The organism is Agrobacterium larrymoorei, from assembly GCF_037722385.1.
Classification (GTDB): Bacteria; Pseudomonadota; Alphaproteobacteria; order Rhizobiales; family Rhizobiaceae; genus Agrobacterium; species Agrobacterium larrymoorei_C.
Genome location: NZ_JBBKAQ010000017.1, coordinates 64,788 through 81,574 on the forward strand (window position 1 = coordinate 64,788; position 16,787 = coordinate 81,574).

The window sequence follows — 16,787 nt, forward strand, 5'->3', positions numbered from 1 at the left end:
TTTGAAACGGCGTTGCAAAATAATGATGTCATCTCTGCTGCGCTGTCAACCGCTTTTGTGACGATCGTTGATTACTGCTGCCGGTGCCAAGACTGTGAGGAGGACAGATGGCTGGACATTCGCCCCATATCGCCGTGCGTGAAGACTGGCTCGCTCTGGAACAGGAGGAGGTTCTTTTCCCCAATATGCCGATTGTGGACCCTCATCACCATCTGTGGGACCGCCCCGGTTCTCGATACTTATTCGATGAACTCCTTGCTGACGCCCGGCAGGGCCATCGCGTCCAGGCGACCGTCTTCGTGCAGAGTAGGTCCATGTACAGCGCCGATGAACCGGACGAATTGCTCAAACCTGTGGGGGAGGTCGAATTCGCAAACGGCGTTGCAGCGCGCTCCGCCTCCGGGCTCTATGGATCGTTCAGAGCGTGTGCCGCAATCGTTGGCTCGTGCGATCTGATGGCGGGTGAGCGTATCGAACCAGTGCTTGATCGCATGGCCGCTGCTGGCGGAGAGCGCTTTCGCGGCATCCGCAACCAGACCGCCTGGCATGAGGATCCCGCAATTGCCACCAATCCCGTCCCCCCGGTAAAAGGGCTGCTTTTAGAGCCCGCATTCCGTGAGGGCGCACGCCGACTGGGCGCACGCGGTCTGACGCTCGATGTTTGGGTCTATCACACGCAACTCGCAGAGTTCGAGGATCTTGCGCGTGCCTGCCCGGATACCACGATTATTCTCGACCACCTTGGTGGCCCGCTTGGGGCTGGCGTCTATAGAGGCAGGCGAGACGAGGTGCTGGCCGTATGGCAGGCTTCCATGGCGAGGATCGCTCATCTACCGAATGTCTCCGTCAAGCTTGGTGGTCTGGCAATGGGGGCAGGCGGGTTCGACTTTCATCTTGCCCAGCAGCCGCCATCGTCTGAAGCGCTCGCAGCGGCGTGGGATCCGTACATCTCGTATGCGATCGAACGCTTCGGCACGCAACGCTGCATGTTCGAGAGCAATTTCCCCGTCGATAAGGGCATGGTGTCCTACCGAGCGTTATGGAACGCCTTTAAACGGCTGACTCAAGGCGCCAGTGCTTCGGAAAAGCAGGACCTTTTCTTCTCGACAGCAGCGCGGATCTACAAGCTCGGCATTGAGCCGGAAGGAGAATTCTGATGTTTTTCGCACCGCCGCCGACGATAGAGACGGAAATCTTTTCCCGCATGCCGGACCGCTTCCGGAACCCCCGTAAAACCCGCTGGGCGGACGTAAACCGCTCCGGTATGGCGATCGATTCGTTCCTCGAAGGCCCTTGTTTCGACGGTCACGGCAACCTCTATGTTACCGACATTCCATTTGGGCGGATATTCCGAATCACACCCGGCGGAGAGTGGGAGCTTGTGAGCGAATATGACGGCTGGCCGAATGGAATGAAGTTCCACAGCGAAGGCAGAATCTACATCACCGATTACAAACGCGGCGTCCTCCAGCTCGATGTCGGTACCGGAGCGGTATCTCCGGTGATCGAAGAATATTTCTCCGAAGGCTTCAAGGGGGTCAACGACCTCGTCTTCGCCGCCAATGGTGATCTCTATTTTACTGACCAGGGGCAAAGCGGACTTCATTCGCCGACCGGCCGGGTGTTTCGTTTGTCTGCGGCAGGGAAGCTCGAATGTGTCTTGTCCGACATTCCCAGTCCCAACGGGATCGTCATGGCCAAAGACATGAGTTATCTCCTCGTCGCAGTGACCCGCGCCCAGCAGATCTGGCGGGCGCCGCTCCAGGAGGGGATTGCAACCAAGGTGGGGATCTTCCTTCAGTTGCACGGTGGCATGGGCGGACCAGATGGCCTGGCGCTGTCGGAGGATGGCGAGCTTTTCGTTGCCCATACGGGCTTTGGCTCGATATGGCATGTATCGCGTGTGGCAGAACCCCTGCACCGCATCCGGTCATGCGCTGGTATTTCGACAACCAACATGGCCTTCGATCCAAAGGACCGGCACGTGATCTACATCACCGAATCTCAGACCGGCAGTATCTTGCGCGCGAGGTTGTCTGTGCGAGGGGAGGAATTGTGCATGGGTGCGGTTGTAAGCTAACGATACGCTGACCGGATTGATGAAGAAGAGGGTGATTATGGACGACGATTACGAGCAAGGTTTACCTCGGGTGAAAGGCGTGGCTTCCGCCGATCGGCTCCTTACCGTGCTGTCGGCGTTCCGTAGAGGTGACGATGCCCTTGAACTGACACAACTCGCGGAACGGACTGGCCTCGTCAAAAGCACGATCATGCGCTTGTGCGTTTCGCTTCAAAGTTTCGGTTTCATTGAGCGGATGCGGGACGGCCGGTATCGTTTGGGAACGGAAATTGCCAGACTTGGCTCCGTATACCTTCAATCCTATGCGCTTGAATCCGAAGTGATGCCGGTTCTGGAGCGGCTTGTCTCCATCTCGGGCGAGACAGCCTCGTTCTATATCCGGCGCGGCGATCAGCGCCTTTGCCTGTTTCGCCACGACTCGCCGTCGCCGCTCCGCATGCATGTGCGACCAGGTGATCTCAGACCCATGGATGCGTCTTCGATCGCGCAGGTTCTGCGCATGTTCGAGGCGGGCCAGACGGAGAGTCCCAAGGATATTGAGCTGCCCATCTATTCAAACGGGGTGACGGACCCTCACGTTGCTTCGATGGCCGCCCCTGTGTTTGGGGCTGGCCAACGCCTCCTGGGCGCGCTCGCGATCACCGGTCCCGCATCGCGGCTCACTGCTGATAAGGCCGCGGAGGTTGCTCAGCAGTTGAGCAGCTTTGCCGAAGGCCTGACGAAATCACTGGGTGGCGAATTTTAAAAATGCAACGGCGTTGCATTTATTATTTGCAACGCCGTTTCAAAATGCTAACAAGGTGCTGCTCATCGGGAGGATGGGTCCGCGCCCATTGATTGTCGTGAACCCTCCGAGAGCTCATTTTCGCTAGGCGAAACTCGTGGAGGAGTTCATGATCAATTTTACAAGACGTCAATCTTTGGCCTTTGCCGGGATCGGTCTTCTCGCAGCGTCTGGAGCGCCGCTGGTGGCCCGTTCACAAGAGAAGAAGACCATCAAGGTTGCTACACAGTACGGTACCAGCCATCTGGCGACGACTGTCGCGGAAAAGCTTTCGCTCTTCCAAAAACATGCCGAGAGCAATGGTCTGTCCGGAACCGAATTCCAGATTCAGCGTGTCAGTGGTTCGACGGTCATCAATGACGGCATTTTCAGCGGTAGCCTTGATATCGGCGCTTATGGCTCAACTGCCCTGATTGCCGCTTGGGCCAAAACCAAGGGCTCGTACGACCTAAAAGGTATCGCGGCGTGCAATGAAGCAGTGTTGGCGCTTTACACCAACGATCCTTCGATCAAGTCGATCAAGGACATCAAGCCTACAGATCGTATCGCGGTGACTGCTACGACATCGCCACAAGCCATCATGTTGCAGATGGCAGCGGAGAAGGAATTCGGCAAGGGGGAGGCGAAACGCTTTGATAAGCAGATGGTCCAGTTGCCCCACCCGGACGCCACGACCGCATTGATATCCGGAACAGGAATTACCCTCTATTTCGCCTCGCCGCCATTCATCAGCACGCTTGAGGCATCGAAGAAATGCTTCAAAGTCATCGACGGCCGCGACATCATGGGAGGGCCCTACTCAGGCGCACTCTATGCTTCGACCCAGAAATTCGCTGAGGCCAACCCGAAAGTGCTGACAGCATTTGTCGGCGCGCTGAAGGAAGCGATGGACCTGATCCAGAGCGATCCCCGACAAGCTGGCGAAATATATATGGCTGCGGAAAAGACGAGCCTTTCGGCAGATCAGGTGGAAGAAGCTATTCGTGGTCAGGTATTCACGATTGAGCCGCGTGGGATGCAAGCTTTCGCAGACTTCTTCGCAGGGACCGGCGCAATCAAGCAGGCGCCTACCAGCTGGCGCGATATGTTCTTCGAACCGGCCAGTAAGGGGAATGGCAGCTAATGGATATGACCAACCAATTGGCACACGGCACTCACCGTACGGAAACATCCTCCCCTTTGCTCTCGGTCAATGGCGTTACGCTCCAGTACAAGACCGGCGCAGCCATCCTCACTGCGACCTACAAGGTCAGCTTCAACGTCCAGAAGGATGACCGTTTCATTCTGCTTGGCCCGTCTGGCTGCGGAAAATCCACGCTGCTTAAGAGTGTCGCCGGTTTCATGGCCCCGGTCGAGGGAGACATCAAGCTCGCAGGCAAAGCGGTTCGAGGCCCGGGGCCCGACCGGATGATGGTATTCCAGGAGTTTGATCAGTTAATGCCGTGGATGACGGTGATCGACAACGTCATGTTCCCGATGCGCCGTGCGGGACGCTTTCCGAAGAACGAGATCCGCGACCGCGCGAGGCGCGTAATCGACAAGGTAGGATTGTCGAAGTTCGAAAATTCCTATCCACACATGCTATCCGGCGGCATGAAGCAGCGCGTGGCTATCGCACGTGCGCTCGCCATGGAGCCAGCGATGCTTCTAATGGACGAGCCTTTCGCCGCGCTCGATGCCCTGACGCGTCGCCGTATGCAGGAGGAGCTTCTGGAGCTCTGGGACGACGTGCGTTTCACTTTGCTCTTCGTCACGCACTCCATTGAAGAGGCGATTATCGTCGGCTCGCGCATTCTTGTTCTTTCCCCACACCCCGGCCAGGTTCGCGCCGAACTAGATGCGACCGCCTACGGGCATCAGCACCAGGGCGATGCGGATTTCATGGCCTTCAATCGAAAGATCAACCAGATGCTTTTCGGCGATCAGGAGGTTGCTCATGACTAACGTTGCCATGGCTCCGGCTAGCCTTCCGGCAAGACCGGATCTGGAATACAAGACCCTTGATATATCCCAGATCGGCAGCATCAAGCAGGATGTCGGGTTTTGGGAAGGCCTGTTCAATATTACGGGATTTCGTCGCGCGCTCGTCCTGATCGGCCTGTGCATTATCTGGGAGACCTATGCCCGTTATCTCGGTAACCCGCTGATGTTTCCATCTTTCAGCGAAACCATCACGACGCTATGGGCCGATATCGTTTCCGGTCGGCTACCGTCTGCGGCAATAACCTCCCTCCAGGTTCTTCTAACCGGTTATGCCACCGCGATTGCGATTGCCGCAGTAATGACAACGCTCGCCATTTCGACCCGCTTCGGGACCGATCTCCTAGCGACACTAACGGCAATGTTTAACCCACTGCCCGCCATCGCAGTTCTTCCGCTTGCACTTCTGTGGTTTGGCCTTGGTACCAGCAGTATTGTCTTCGTAATCGTCCACTCCGTCCTTTGGGCGGTATCGCTCAACACGTTCACGGGTTTTCTTTCCGTCAGCCAGACCCAGAAAATGGCTGGCCGTAATTACGGCCTCGGCGGGCTGCGGATGGTGTTTTTTATTCTCATTCCGGCAGCCTTCCCGTCGATCCTGTCGGGTTTGAAGATTGGCTGGGCTTTCGCTTGGCGTACCCTGATTGCGGCCGAACTTGTCTTTGGTGTTTCAGGAAATGCCGCTGGCCTCGGTTGGTATATTTTCGAGGCACGTAACGCACTCGAAACCTCCGGCGTGTTTGCCGGCCTGCTGACCGTCATCGTCATCGGCCTCGTGGTTGAAGGACTTGTCTTCCGTACGATCGAGCTTTTGACGGTTCGCAAATGGGGCACCCAGAACGGCTAACGGCGACACAAAGGCTAGCCGGTGCAAAGACAGATTGGTGCCGGCTGCCAGTTCACAGAGATCGCCATGACCTTCAGCCGAGGCCGAAGGCGGCTGCTCTTTCCCAATCACTACCGATTGTATAAACGAGGCGCACAAATGAATGCGACTGAAATGACGTCCCCTCAGATTAGGGGCCGGGTGATGGTCACGGGAGCCCAACTGGTCTCCGAAGCCATGCAACTCTTGGCAGACCACCGACTTGAGGCAATTTTCGCTCCCGCCTATTCGACACCAGACGATCTTGCCGCCATGGCTCGCGACAATCAGGTCGATGCCATACTGGTGCGGCAAGGGTCGATCGACCGCTCGGTGATCGCGGCGTCGTCGCAGCTGAAGGTCATCGCCAAACATGGAAGTGGCGTCGATAACATCGATCTTGCGGCAGCGACCGAAGTGGGGGTCCCGGTTCTTAGGGCGCTGGCGGCTAATGCGCAATCGGTCGCGGAGCTTGCGATCAGCCTGACGGTCAGCCTGATGAAGGATGTCCTCTCGCTCGATAGTCAGGTTAAGGCAGGCGGCTGGCCGAAAACGAAGTATGTGGGACGCGACCTTGCCGGCGCTGTTTTCGGCGTTGTCGGTTTCGGGGAGATCGGCCAGCGTGCCGCTGCGCTTGCCCGTGGGCTTGGAATGAAGGTTATCGCCTATGATCCCTTCGCGGCGGACATGTCGGAGATTTCGGTCAGTCGAGACCTCAACGAGGTACTGAGAGCTGCTGATGTCGTCAGCCTGCATTGCCCGCTCATGCCGCAGACACACCATCTCATTAACGCGGAGCGCCTGTCACTGATGAAACACGATGCCTTTTTGATCAACACTGCTCGTGGGGCGGTGGTGGATCAGGCTGCGCTCGTTACAGCGCTGCAATCGAAATCGATAGCTGGCGCCGCCCTTGACAGTTTTGAGGAGGAGCCGCCTCCAAGCGACAGCGTGCTTTGGACTTTACCCAATCTCATCGCGACGCCGCATGTTGGCGGCGCGAGCCGCTCGGCCCTGCGCAACATGGCGGTACAGAGTGTTACCCACATCATCGGCGTGCTCGAGGGCAGGGGCTATGACAGCCAGGCTCTTGCAAACAAAAACCTCGCATCTGCCGCCTGAAATCACCGATATTGAGGAGAAATAGAATGATTGGATTCCGCGTTTGTAAACGTGAACGCAAGGTCGAGGCGAAATGGGTGGATGCCTTTCGTGCTTTGCCCGTTGCCAATATCAGCGATGTCATGAGCCGCATGACGGCAGGCGGTGCGGCTCTTCGTCCCTACTATACCGGCGGCATGATGGTCGGCACGGCGGTTACGGTGAAGGCGCGCCCTGGCGACAATCTCATGGTCCACAAGGCGCTTGATATCGCGGAACCCGGTGACATCGTGGTTGTCGATGCTGGCGGTGATCTCACCAATGCGATTATCGGGGAGTTGATGGTGGCGCACGCCGCTCAGCGTGGTCTTGGCGGAATTGTCATCAATGGCGCGATCCGCGACAGCGCCGAGCTTTCCGCCGGTACTTTCCCGGTCTTTGCTCTTGGGGTCACTCATCGCGGCCCTTACAAAGACGGTCCGGGTGAGGTGAATGTCCCGATCTCGATCGGCGGGATGGTGATCAATCCCGGTGATCTCGTATGTGGAGATGCGGACGGCTTTCTGAGCGTCCCTATTGACGATGCGGAAACCGTTTTCGAAGCCGCGGCGAAAAAGCATGCGGCGGAGACAAAGCAGATGGAAGCAATCCGCGCAGGTAAGAACGATAGGGCTTGGGTCGATGCTGCGCTCTCGAAGCTGGGCTGCACGATGGCCTGAACAGTCTCAGCCGCCGTATGCTAACGGCGGCTTACACCTGAAGTCTCAGGATATTGCTGTTCAACCCAGAGCCGGTGGTCACTGGTTCGATTCCTTTCAAGGCGACAGAACGAACATGCAGCTTCGTGCTAGGCTTCTAACCAGCAACGCTGACCAAGCCGGACGAATTCTATCAACGGCTCTTCAGAAAATGGATAAATGCGCGCAACGCCGCGGATTGATGACGGCGGCTCGGGAAGTAGATGTATAGCGCGTCCATGGGAGAAGACCATGAAGGCAGAACGCGCGATAGGTCTCCTCGGTCGACGAGCTCAGAAACAATCGCCCTCGGGACGCTGACGATCCCAAGGCCGCGTATCGCAAGACCAATTTGCGAGCAGAGATCGTGAACTATCGTAGTGTCAGAGGGAGAGATTTGCATCCTGTCGCCGGCCGATAACAACGTCCAGGGAATAATCGATCCGGTGATCTGGCTACGACAGACGATCGCGCGGTGTTCGAGCAAGTCGCTGGGGTTCTTGGGCATTGACCGGTTCGCCAGATAGGCGGGCGCTGCGACCAAAATCGCATCTGATGGAGGTGCGATTTGGACGGCAACCATGTCCTTCTCAAGGTGGCTGCCGAAGCGCAGACCGGCGTCGTAGCGATGCTTGACGATATCGACCAGACGCGCTTCGACAGCGATCTCCAGTTCGACCTCAGGGAACGCATCTTTGAACTCGACCAACGTGTCGGCGATCATTAGATCGAAGGGCGCCCGCGGCATGGTGAGACGCAAGGGGCCAGCCGGGCGGCCACTCCGGCCTGTCGCGTCCTCAGCAGCCTGCCTCAGTTGTTCGACTGCCGGAGCGGCCGCGACCAGATAGTCGTTGCCCACATCTGTCAGGCTGACGCTACGCGTCGAGCGACGAAACAGAGGCGTCCCAAGCCGCTTCTCAAGGCTCCCGATCGCCTGGCTGACTGCGGATGGCGAAATGCCCAGACGCCGAGCGGCCTCGGAGAAACTACCTGCTTCCGCCACGGCGAGGAACATGCCCACGCCATCAAGGGTGTCTCGGTATCGCAAAGATCTACCTTGAAGTTTTACTTAAAGCCTCATGCGAGATTACCGCGCTTATCGGACGTCCTTGTCAAGCCTATTTGAAGTTCATGTGGAAGGAGATGAACATGGACTCTGCAAAATACCGCGGGCTTGATGCCGCAAGACACAGACTAAAGCGACGGACAGTTGTTAAGGCATTGGGAGCCGCAGCAGCGTTGCCCTCGGCAGCGTGGGCGGCAACCTCGGCCGCTATTTCGTCCCGAACGTTTTCTTCTCCCCGCCATACGACACGTTATCTCGAATGCGGGCCTGCCGATGGACCGTTGATGATCTTTCTTCACGGCTGGCCTGAACTCAGCCTCATCTGGCGTGCACAGATGGAGGCGTTGGCCTTAGATGGTTGGCGGTGCATAGCACCCGACATGCGCGGATATGGCGGCTCGTCAGCACCGGCGGCCCTCGACGCTTACACGAATGAGCAGGTTGTCAGGGACATAGCAGAATTGCATGATTATCTTGGTGGTAAGCCTGCCATCTGGGTCGGCCATGACTGGGGCAGTGTCATTGCTGGATCGCTGGTCGCGCATGACCCCGCCCGTAGTCGCGGCCTTGTTCTCATCTCCGTTCCCTATTTCCCTGATGCGAACGCTTTGCCCACACTTGTCGCTTTGATCGACCGCACGATCTACCCGGCTGATGAATATCCGGACGGGCAGTGGGATTATTACCGCTATTATACCACGAATTTTCAGGCCGCGGTCTCGGACCTTGACGCGGAAAAGGCCGCCTCACTGGCATCGATCTACCGCTCTGGCGATCCAACAAGCATGGGTAAGCCATCGGCAAATGCGTTGGTCACCCGTAAGGGCGGACGCTTCGGCAAGGCGCATCGCGCACCCCAGATCAAGCCCGATCCGGCACTTTGGCCTGCGGCTGATTTCACGGCCCTGGTCGAGGCGTTTGATGCGCATGGCTTTCGCCCACCCTGCGCATGGTATTTAAATGATGCCACCAATATTGCCTATGCCCGGCGCGCGCCGAACGGCGGGCAGATCTTGAAACCCGTGATGTTCGTGAACGGCGAGTACGACCAGATCAACACCATCAACGGAAATCGCTACGGCGACCCGATGCGCGCAGCCTGCACCGACTTGACGATCGTAAACCTGCTCGGAGCGCATTGGCTGCCGCTGGAGCGCAAGCCGGAGGTTGTCCAGGCAATCCGAACGTGGCTGCAGGACAAGAACCTGTCTGCAACGCGACGGTGAGTTTTTACACGTGGATCCAAGGCATCAATTAAGAGCACCGATGAACCTGTGGAGAGGTGTAAATCACCGCCACAAGTTCCGTGACGCCAGGATTTTGCAATGTTGCACCAATAAGAACAAAGTGGGGCCAACGGTTTATGGCGGAGATTGGCAGGATCCAATCACGGCAACGATGGCGATGCGAGGTGTAATCGTTGAGAGTATTAATTGTCGAAGACGAAACAGAATTCGCGAATGCCTTACGGATTGCGCTTGAGCGAGAGCGCTTCGTTGTCGATCAGACGGACTGCATCTCAATGGCGCAGGAGGCAGCCAGGTCCGCATCCTATGATCTTGTCTTGCTTGATCGCACTCTTCCGGATGGGGACGGATTGTCGCTCCTGCCAATGCTGCGAGAAACCAGCCCCGGTCTTCCGGTCATTGTGTTAAGCGCACGCGGGGAGGTGACAGACCGCATCGCCGGCCTCGACACCGGCGCTGATGATTATCTTATCAAGCCGTTCGATGTCGACGAGATGTTTGCCCGCATTCGCGCGGTTCGAAGGCGTCCCGCAGATCTTGTGAGCGAGGAAATCCATGTCGGGGCGCTTGTTTTTGACGTCACGAATGATGAGGCGAGCGTCGGGGGTGTGAGGCTGGATCTTACCCGCCGGGAGTTGCGCGTTTTAGCATCGCTCGTAAAACGTCGTGGTAGAACGGTATTAAGAGAGGCCTTGGAACAGGCTGTTTTCGGTTTCGACGACGAGGTGCAGTCGAATACGCTGGACTCCCACATCTCGCGTCTCCGCCGCAAGCTCGCCGAAGCGAACGCGGGGATCGAAATCCATGCGATCAAGGGTGTCGGCTACCTGTTGAAGGGTCTGAGATGAAGCGAGGTCAGCCGTCGCTAAAGCGCCCCCTGATCGTAAAGCCGCTGATCTTCCAGCTTGCGACACTGCTCATCGCCTGTACATTTTTCATGGCTTTGGCGCTTCGCATGGATAGCGGCGGGCTCTATACCGACGAGGCGATAACTCCGGTGATCGCACGCGCGATCGTCCGGGATCAGAATGGTGGGCTCTCGATCCGCGAAACACCCGAGCTCGCCGAGCTTCGTGATAAATCTCCCGACCTCTGGTTCGTTGCTGAGGACGATGTCGGCCGAAACGTGACGTTCGGCGACATACCGTCGCAATATTCATCGCTCCTCGGCCGATTGAAGGATCTATCCTATGCGCATCTGCGCGATCGCAATCCCCCCTATCGTTTGTCGGCGGTCATACGGCGCGAGATCGCTCCAGCCGGAACGCTGACGATCCTTGGCCATGGCAAGCTGACAGGCGTCAGTCTTGTCGTTCTGCTCGCGTCCAATGTCATCGTCATCCCCATCTTCCTCGCACTGGCGCTGATCTCGCTGGTAGTAACGCCGTGGATCGTGCGGCAAGCACTTGCCGGCGTGTCCAGGATCGCCAGGGAAGCTGAGCAGATCGATGCAAACCGGCGTGGGCGACGCCTCAGCGAGGAGCACGTGCCACGTGAGATCGCGCCATTAGTGCGCGCGGTGAACGACGCCCTTCGCCGGCTTGACGAGGGCTATGAACGGCAGCGGCGTTTCATCGCCTCCGCGGCGCACGAATTGCGCACGCCCATCGCCATCCTGCGCTTGAAAATTGATACAGCGACCGAACCGGCGACACGCAAGCTAAGCGCCGATGTGGCACGCCTAAGCAATCTCGCCGAGCAAATGCTTGACATACAGCGCTTGGATGCCGAACGGGCCGACGAACACGTCGATCTAGGAGCTCTCGCCCGTCGCGTCGCCGCGGATCTGGCACCGCTATTTATTGCCTCGGTGCGCACGATAGAGGCGCAGATCGAAGGCGCGTCAGTGCTTCGTGGTGACGCGGGTGCGATCGAGCGGGTAATGACGAACCTTGTCCAGAACGCGATCGAGCACGGCGGGCACCATGTCATTTTGCGCGTGACAGGTTCCGGCTTCGAGGTTCAGGACGACGGTCCGGGTATACCCCCTGAGGAGCGCGATCGCGTCTTCGAACCATTCCACCGCCTGAGACCACGGTCTACAGGCAGCGGCCTCGGCCTGAACCTGGTGCAGCAAATCATTGAGCGACACGATGGCAGAGTTTCGATCCTGAGCGCGCCCGGCGGCGGAACCATTATGCGTGCCGAATTCGGCTTGGAGTGACGCATTTTCAACGCTGCATCCCAGACGTTATGGAGAACCTATGAACGAGAAGACTTGCACCTTGCCAACGCCCGAGCAGCGGGAATTTCTCGAAATCCGCGAAGCTGCAGAGCAAAAGATGCTGGAGACCGTCTTTAAGGCAATCGATGAGGCGGCGGCCGAAGTTTCGGAAAGACTCGAACAGTCGGGTCTTCAGTTCAAGCCAACCAGCAAAGACTATTTCCTGTTTGCGGTTCAGCAAGTTGCCTTCATCCGCCTCTGCGGCGGCGATCCGCGTACAATGCAAGGCGGTGATCCGGAGCTGGGTCAACGGATCGTCAGTAATGGCCAGCATATCATCGACCATTACTGGCGAAGCGGCAAAGATTAGAGTCCTCGGCCGGTTGCGGGCGCTCGAATACTGGCAGATTTCCATGTCTTTGCGCTGACATGAGCTTCTCTGGCGTCTAATTCCTCCTGCCCACCCCAACGATCCTGGATTTAGAGGTCTCGGAATTGGATCGTTTAGCGCGCGACAGCCACGCTCGGCCGCCAGTGCGGCTGATCGCTGCAGGATCGTACGGTGGGAAGCTTTCCAGCAAGCATTTTATTCTCCGGTCCCATGTTCTCGCAATCTTGCCCTGTTTTTCTAGCGCCGTCGCCAATGACGGCGCTGAAAGGAGACCAAGGATATGATAAGACACAGCCCTACCAGTCGGCATAGAGCTATCTTGATCGCGCTCGCCACGCTTCTGAGCGCTGGGATCACGGACACCGCATCCGCTATCGATTGGGGACGCGAAGCGCACCGGGAGGACAGCAGGACGTGCGAAAGTTTCGGCGCAGTTCGCGGCAGGGAATACACGAGATGCATGATTGAACAGCAGCGCCGCCGCGACGATGCCTTACTCAACGCTTCCGAGCAGCAGCGCAACAATGCGGAAGCTGCGCGCAACAATGTGGAGACCGTCCGCAGGATGCGCTGCAACCGTGAAGCAGAGCGGGCGCGCCAACGCGGGGAGCGGCCACAATGGTGCCGTTGATCTCCCGGCGACGCTTCGGCAAAGCAATCTGCGCGCTCGCTGTTATGGCGGGCACGCAGAGAACTGGTTCGGCGGCAGAAGACAAGGCGAGCGTTCCTTCGCCGCATCCTGATGCCAAACCGATCGTTTATCCCCAGACAAAGCGCGATACGGTCGTCGAGACGCAGTTCGGTGTGTCGGTGCCTGATCCTTATCGGTGGCTCGAGGGCGAGCCTCGCAGCGACACGGATGTCGCTTCCTGGATCGACACGCAGCGGCGCTTCACGACGCAGCATCTTTCCCACCTTCCTGCACGCGACGTGTTCCGCCGTTCGCTCGTCTCGACCTTTGACTATGAACGCGTCGGCATCCCACAGAGGAGCGGGGGCCGCTATTTCTTTACGCGGAGAGCCGGGGGCCAGAACCAGCCCCTGCTGGTCATGCGTGATGATTCCGGCCAAGAGCGCATTCTGCTTGATCCCGCGACATGGTCGATGGATGGCACCGTCACGTTCGCGGAATGGAGAGCATCGCGGGACGGAAAACGCGTAGCTTATGCCGTTCAGGACGGTGGCAGCGACTGGCGCACCATCCGCGTCCTCGATGTGGCAACCGGCAAGGAGACGAGCGACGTTGTGCAATGGGCTCGCATGACGCAGATCGCATGGGCAAATGACGGATCGGGATTTTATTACTCGCGATACCCGGAGCCAAAGCCCGAATTTTCGGACACCACCGGCCTTATCAACCATGCGATCTACTTCCATCGGATCGGTACGCCCCAGGCGGACGATACGCTGTTCTTCGCAACGCCGTCGAAACCCGCAAGGGTCAATTCCGCTGGGCTCACCCCCGACGGCCGTTACATGATAATCTATTCGACCGACGACCTGGTCCATGCAGATGTCTCGGTGGTCGACCTAGACCAGAGGGACCAATCACCTCGGACTTTGATTGAAAATTCGCTTGATCGGTGGTCTGTCATCGGCAATGTCGGGACAAAACTTCTCCTGAAGGCCACAAAGGGTCCGGAAAGATCGAAGATCGTCAGCGTTGATCTCGCCAGTTCGGAGCCAGTGTTCATCGACGTCGTGCCGGAGCAGAACGCCCATCTGACCGGCGCATACATCGTTGGAGATCGAATACTGGCGATCTATTTCGTCGATGTAAAGTTCGAGATGCGTCGGCTCCGGCTCGATGGAAGTCCCGACGGTGTTGTGAAACTGCCCGGCATGGGTAGCGTGCACGCTGTTTCTGGCGAACCGGGCAATCGAGAAGCCTTCATCCTCTATGGGAGCTTCAACCAGGCCGAGACGGTCTACAAATACGACGTTGAGACCGGACAGCTGGTTGCCTGGGTAGAGCCCGCGATCGGCGCCGATCTGGCGTCGGTCACTGTCGAACAGCGCTTCTTCCGTTCAAAGGATGGCACGCGCGTGCCGATGTTCATTGCGCGCCGGAAGGACACGGTCGGCCCGGTCCCGACCCTTCTGACCGGGTACGGCGCATTTGGGCTCATGATGCCACCGGCTTATTCCGCGATGCTGACGCCATGGATATTGCAGGGCGGCGCGGTCGCTTTCGCCAACATACGTGGCGGCGGCGAATACGGCACGACGTGGCACGAGGCAGGACGCGGCCTCAAGAAACAAAACGGCTTTGATGATATGATCGCCGCAGCCGAATATCTGCACGCAAGCAAGATAGCGCCGCCAAATGGGGTTGCGATCTACGGCGATTCCGCCGGTGGCTTGATGGTCGGTGTGGTCGTCAACCAGCGTCCGGACCTGTTCGGGGCGGCTCTGCCAAGCGTCGGCGTTATGGACATGCTGCGCTTCGACAAGTTCACCGGCGGTGCGTTATGGCTCGGCGAATACGGCAATCCTGCCCGCGAGGAGGACTTCCGCAATCTGCTGTCGTACTCGCCGTATCACAACGTCAAGCCGGGCAGGCACTATCCGGCGATCCTGGTAACGACGGGTGAAGCAGATAATCGCGTGGTGCCGGCCCATAGCTTCAAATATATCGCCGCGCTGCAGGCCCTTGATCTCGGGCCGCGCCCACGGCTGCTGCGGGTCGACACCGGGGCGGGCCACGGCATGGGCAAGCCGACGACCAAGGTAATCGAGGAGGCGGCTGACATGCTCGCGTTTGCAGCTCATTGGACGGGTCTCAAAATAACAAGGTAAGGACTGGCTCTAATACAGCATTTATGTGTCCGCACTTCTACGCCCCGGGGAAGAGCAGTCAGCTCAAGCACGGCAGCACGAGGTGGGTGTTCCTTCCTGCATCGTGTGCAAGCAGATGAGAGATCTGCGGTCACTCGACACCTGCTTCAGGAACACGGCGGCTGACAAATGTCCGCTGAGGGTCCAATACGGCTAGCAATCAAAAGTGCGAAGTCTACGTCCCCTCAACTACTTCCGCCGCTTGCGGACATGCAATTTCAAACGACGGGATTTTAGCTATCAGATTCTTGCCCCGAAGGGCCCCCAGGCAATCACGCTTGGGGGCTTCCAGATCCTAAACCTGCGCTGCGCCACCGTCAGCAAAGACTTCGCCGCCTGTCATAAAGCTACTATCTTCTGAAGCCAGAAAGAGGGCGACAGCCGCAATCTCTTCGGGATTTGCGACCCGGCCGAGCGGAATCTGTGCCGCTAGACCCTGAAGCAGCGCAGACTCCTCTGCAGGTGTTACGAGACCCTTCAGACCAGGCGTCTCCGTGGCGCCGGGCGATAGCACATTAACCCGAATACCCGACCCCTTAAGGTCTAAGGCCCAGCTGCGGGCGAAATTGCGGATTGCTGCCTTTGTGGCGCTATAGACGCTGAACGCTGCAGTTCCCCTGGAGCCGGTTGTCGATCCGGTTAAGATGATCGATCCGCCCCTCTGCATAAGCGGAAGTGCTTTCTGCACGGTGAACAACGTACCTTTGACGTTGACGTTGAATGTCTGATCGAAAGACGCCGCGTCAATCGCACCGAGCGGGGCGAATGTGCCTAAACCTGCATTCGCGAAGAGGATGTCAATTCGCCCGCTCTTCTCCCGCACCGTTTCGAACAACCGATCGAGATCGTCCAGCCGCGACACATCGCCCTGTACCGCCGTCACTCCAGCGCCAATAGCCTCTACCGCCCTGTCGAGTTCCTCTTGACGGCGGCCGGTGATGAATACCTCGGCGCCCTCCGCAACGAACCGTTTCGCCGTCGCCAGACCGATCCCACTGTTTCCGCCTGTGATGACGGCAATATTGCCTTGAAGTCTGCCCATCAAAGTTACCTTTCAGAATGTCATATGAAAACAAGATAGACACCGGCTTTCATTATCGCCAGTATGCACCTTTTGGTAAGTACGGGGAGCTAATAGTGGCTGCGTCTAATTTCGTCTGCGGGCTCGACGCATCACTCGCTGTCATTGGCGGGAAATGGAAGCCGTTGATCTTGTTTCACCTCGCTCACGAAGCTCGACGTTACGGCGACCTCAGGCGCGCTGTCGGTAACGTCAGCGACAAGATGCTCATCCAGCAGCTTAAAGAACTAGAAGCCGACGGAATTGTCGATCGGCACGACTTCAAGGAAATCCCCCCGAAAGTGGAATACTCACTTACGCCGTTCGGCGAGACGCTCGCCGAGGCGCTGAGGCCACTTTGTGCTTGGGGAACGCAGCATATGACCGAGGTTGCGAAGCTGATGTCGCAGCGAGCCTGAGGTGTTGAAAACGGTCTCATGCCATAGCCAAGCGACCAATGCGGAGCAGTTGCAT

17 protein-coding genes are annotated in these 16,787 nt (G+C 58.0%); 15 read left to right on the forward strand and 2 right to left on the reverse strand.

Features of this window, described 5'->3' with window-relative positions; translation table 11 throughout:
- The first annotated feature begins 107 nt into the window (after positions 1-107).
- From WKI41_RS16180 to WKI41_RS16215, 8 genes are all read left to right on the forward strand, one after another.
- On the forward strand, positions 108-1,157 hold the full coding sequence (locus tag WKI41_RS16180; protein WP_340194515.1) for an amidohydrolase family protein: 1,050 nt from the start codon (positions 108-110) through the stop codon (positions 1,155-1,157).
- Complete coding sequence (locus WKI41_RS16185) at positions 1,154-2,080, forward strand: SMP-30/gluconolactonase/LRE family protein (RefSeq protein WP_340194560.1); 927 nt, start codon at positions 1,154-1,156, stop codon at positions 2,078-2,080. Before WKI41_RS16180 ends, WKI41_RS16185 begins: the two co-directional genes overlap by 4 nt.
- A 37-nt stretch (positions 2,081-2,117) precedes the next feature.
- Positions 2,118-2,825 (forward strand): IclR family transcriptional regulator, encoded by a 708-nt coding sequence (locus tag WKI41_RS16190; protein WP_306929356.1) that lies wholly within the window; start codon positions 2,118-2,120, stop codon positions 2,823-2,825.
- Between the two features lie 148 nt (positions 2,826-2,973).
- Entirely contained in the window at positions 2,974-3,987 is a 1,014-nt protein-coding gene (locus tag WKI41_RS16195; protein ID WP_340194516.1) for an ABC transporter substrate-binding protein, read from the forward strand.
- Positions 3,987-4,808 (forward strand): ABC transporter ATP-binding protein, encoded by an 822-nt coding sequence (locus tag WKI41_RS16200; RefSeq protein ID WP_340194517.1) that lies wholly within the window; start codon positions 3,987-3,989, stop codon positions 4,806-4,808. The genes WKI41_RS16195 and WKI41_RS16200 overlap by 1 nt, the downstream gene beginning before the upstream one ends.
- A gap of 7 nt (positions 4,809-4,815) precedes the next feature.
- Entirely contained in the window at positions 4,816-5,691 is an 876-nt protein-coding gene (locus tag WKI41_RS16205; RefSeq protein WP_425341058.1) for an ABC transporter permease, read from the forward strand.
- A 183-nt stretch (positions 5,692-5,874) separates the two neighbouring features.
- On the forward strand, positions 5,875-6,831 hold the full coding sequence (locus tag WKI41_RS16210) for a hydroxyacid dehydrogenase (protein ID WP_340194519.1): 957 nt from the start codon (positions 5,875-5,877) through the stop codon (positions 6,829-6,831).
- Between the two features lie 26 nt (positions 6,832-6,857).
- Positions 6,858-7,529, forward strand: coding sequence for an RraA family protein (locus WKI41_RS16215; protein WP_340194520.1), 672 nt, complete (start codon positions 6,858-6,860; stop codon positions 7,527-7,529).
- 172 nt (positions 7,530-7,701) lie between these two features.
- Here the strand turns inward: WKI41_RS16215 and WKI41_RS16220 are convergent, their stop codons facing one another.
- Positions 7,702-8,595 (reverse strand): LysR family transcriptional regulator, encoded by an 894-nt coding sequence (locus WKI41_RS16220; protein ID WP_340194521.1) that lies wholly within the window; start codon positions 8,593-8,595, stop codon positions 7,702-7,704.
- Positions 8,596-8,897: 302 nt separating this feature from the next.
- Between WKI41_RS16220 and WKI41_RS16225 the strand changes: the two genes are divergently transcribed.
- From WKI41_RS16225 to WKI41_RS16250, 6 genes are all read left to right on the forward strand, one after another.
- The gene (locus tag WKI41_RS16225; RefSeq protein ID WP_340194522.1) at positions 8,898-9,839 is read left to right on the forward strand and encodes an alpha/beta hydrolase; all 942 of its coding nucleotides are present in this window, start codon (positions 8,898-8,900) and stop codon (positions 9,837-9,839) included.
- Positions 9,840-10,033: 194 nt separating this feature from the next.
- A complete protein-coding gene (locus WKI41_RS16230; protein ID WP_340194523.1) occupies positions 10,034-10,708 on the forward strand; it encodes a response regulator in 675 nt (224 codons plus the stop codon).
- Positions 10,705-12,024: a sensor histidine kinase gene (locus WKI41_RS16235; RefSeq protein ID WP_340194524.1), complete on the forward strand. Its 1,320-nt coding sequence runs from the start codon at positions 10,705-10,707 to the stop codon at positions 12,022-12,024. The genes WKI41_RS16230 and WKI41_RS16235 overlap by 4 nt, the downstream gene beginning before the upstream one ends.
- A gap of 40 nt (positions 12,025-12,064) precedes the next feature.
- Positions 12,065-12,394 (forward strand): hypothetical protein, encoded by a 330-nt coding sequence (locus WKI41_RS16240; RefSeq protein WP_340194525.1) that lies wholly within the window; start codon positions 12,065-12,067, stop codon positions 12,392-12,394.
- A 340-nt stretch (positions 12,395-12,734) separates the two neighbouring features.
- A complete protein-coding gene (locus WKI41_RS16245; RefSeq protein ID WP_340194526.1) occupies positions 12,735-13,046 on the forward strand; it encodes a hypothetical protein in 312 nt (103 codons plus the stop codon).
- Positions 13,034-15,214 (forward strand): prolyl oligopeptidase family serine peptidase, encoded by a 2,181-nt coding sequence (locus WKI41_RS16250; protein WP_340194527.1) that lies wholly within the window; start codon positions 13,034-13,036, stop codon positions 15,212-15,214. The genes WKI41_RS16245 and WKI41_RS16250 overlap by 13 nt, the downstream gene beginning before the upstream one ends.
- 334 nt (positions 15,215-15,548) lie before the next feature.
- Here WKI41_RS16250 and WKI41_RS16255 read toward each other — a convergent pair whose 3' ends face one another.
- On the reverse strand, positions 15,549-16,298 hold the full coding sequence (locus WKI41_RS16255) for a glucose 1-dehydrogenase (protein ID WP_340194528.1): 750 nt from the start codon (positions 16,296-16,298) through the stop codon (positions 15,549-15,551).
- A gap of 14 nt (positions 16,299-16,312) precedes the next feature.
- On the opposite strand from WKI41_RS16255, the gene WKI41_RS16260 reads away from it, so the two are divergent.
- Positions 16,313-16,732, forward strand: a complete 420-nt coding sequence (locus WKI41_RS16260; RefSeq protein WP_425341057.1) for a winged helix-turn-helix transcriptional regulator — start codon at positions 16,313-16,315, stop codon at positions 16,730-16,732.
- Positions 16,733-16,787: the final 55 nt, after the last annotated feature.

Bases quoted from the DNA above. Each gene is read 5' to 3' on its own strand.
- WKI41_RS16215 (WP_340194520.1), top strand. From the start codon at position 6,858: ATGATTGGATTCCGCGTTTGTAAACGTGAACGCAAGGTCGAGGCGAAA.
- WKI41_RS16200 (WP_340194517.1), top strand. From the start codon at position 3,987: ATGGATATGACCAACCAATTGGCACACGGCACTCACCGTACGGAAACA.
- WKI41_RS16180 (WP_340194515.1), top strand. From the start codon at position 108: ATGGCTGGACATTCGCCCCATATCGCCGTGCGTGAAGACTGGCTCGCT.
- WKI41_RS16205 (WP_425341058.1), top strand. From the start codon at position 4,816: ATGGCTCCGGCTAGCCTTCCGGCAAGACCGGATCTGGAATACAAGACC.
- WKI41_RS16190 (WP_306929356.1), top strand. From the start codon at position 2,118: ATGGACGACGATTACGAGCAAGGTTTACCTCGGGTGAAAGGCGTGGCT.
- WKI41_RS16240 (WP_340194525.1), top strand. From the start codon at position 12,065: ATGAACGAGAAGACTTGCACCTTGCCAACGCCCGAGCAGCGGGAATTT.
- WKI41_RS16260 (WP_425341057.1), top strand. From the start codon at position 16,313: ATGTCATATGAAAACAAGATAGACACCGGCTTTCATTATCGCCAGTAT.
- WKI41_RS16225 (WP_340194522.1), top strand. From the start codon at position 8,898: ATGATCTTTCTTCACGGCTGGCCTGAACTCAGCCTCATCTGGCGTGCA.
- WKI41_RS16195 (WP_340194516.1), top strand. From the start codon at position 2,974: ATGATCAATTTTACAAGACGTCAATCTTTGGCCTTTGCCGGGATCGGT.
- WKI41_RS16235 (WP_340194524.1), top strand. From the start codon at position 10,705: ATGAAGCGAGGTCAGCCGTCGCTAAAGCGCCCCCTGATCGTAAAGCCG.
- WKI41_RS16210 (WP_340194519.1), top strand. From the start codon at position 5,875: ATGGTCACGGGAGCCCAACTGGTCTCCGAAGCCATGCAACTCTTGGCA.
- WKI41_RS16250 (WP_340194527.1), top strand. From the start codon at position 13,034: ATGGTGCCGTTGATCTCCCGGCGACGCTTCGGCAAAGCAATCTGCGCG.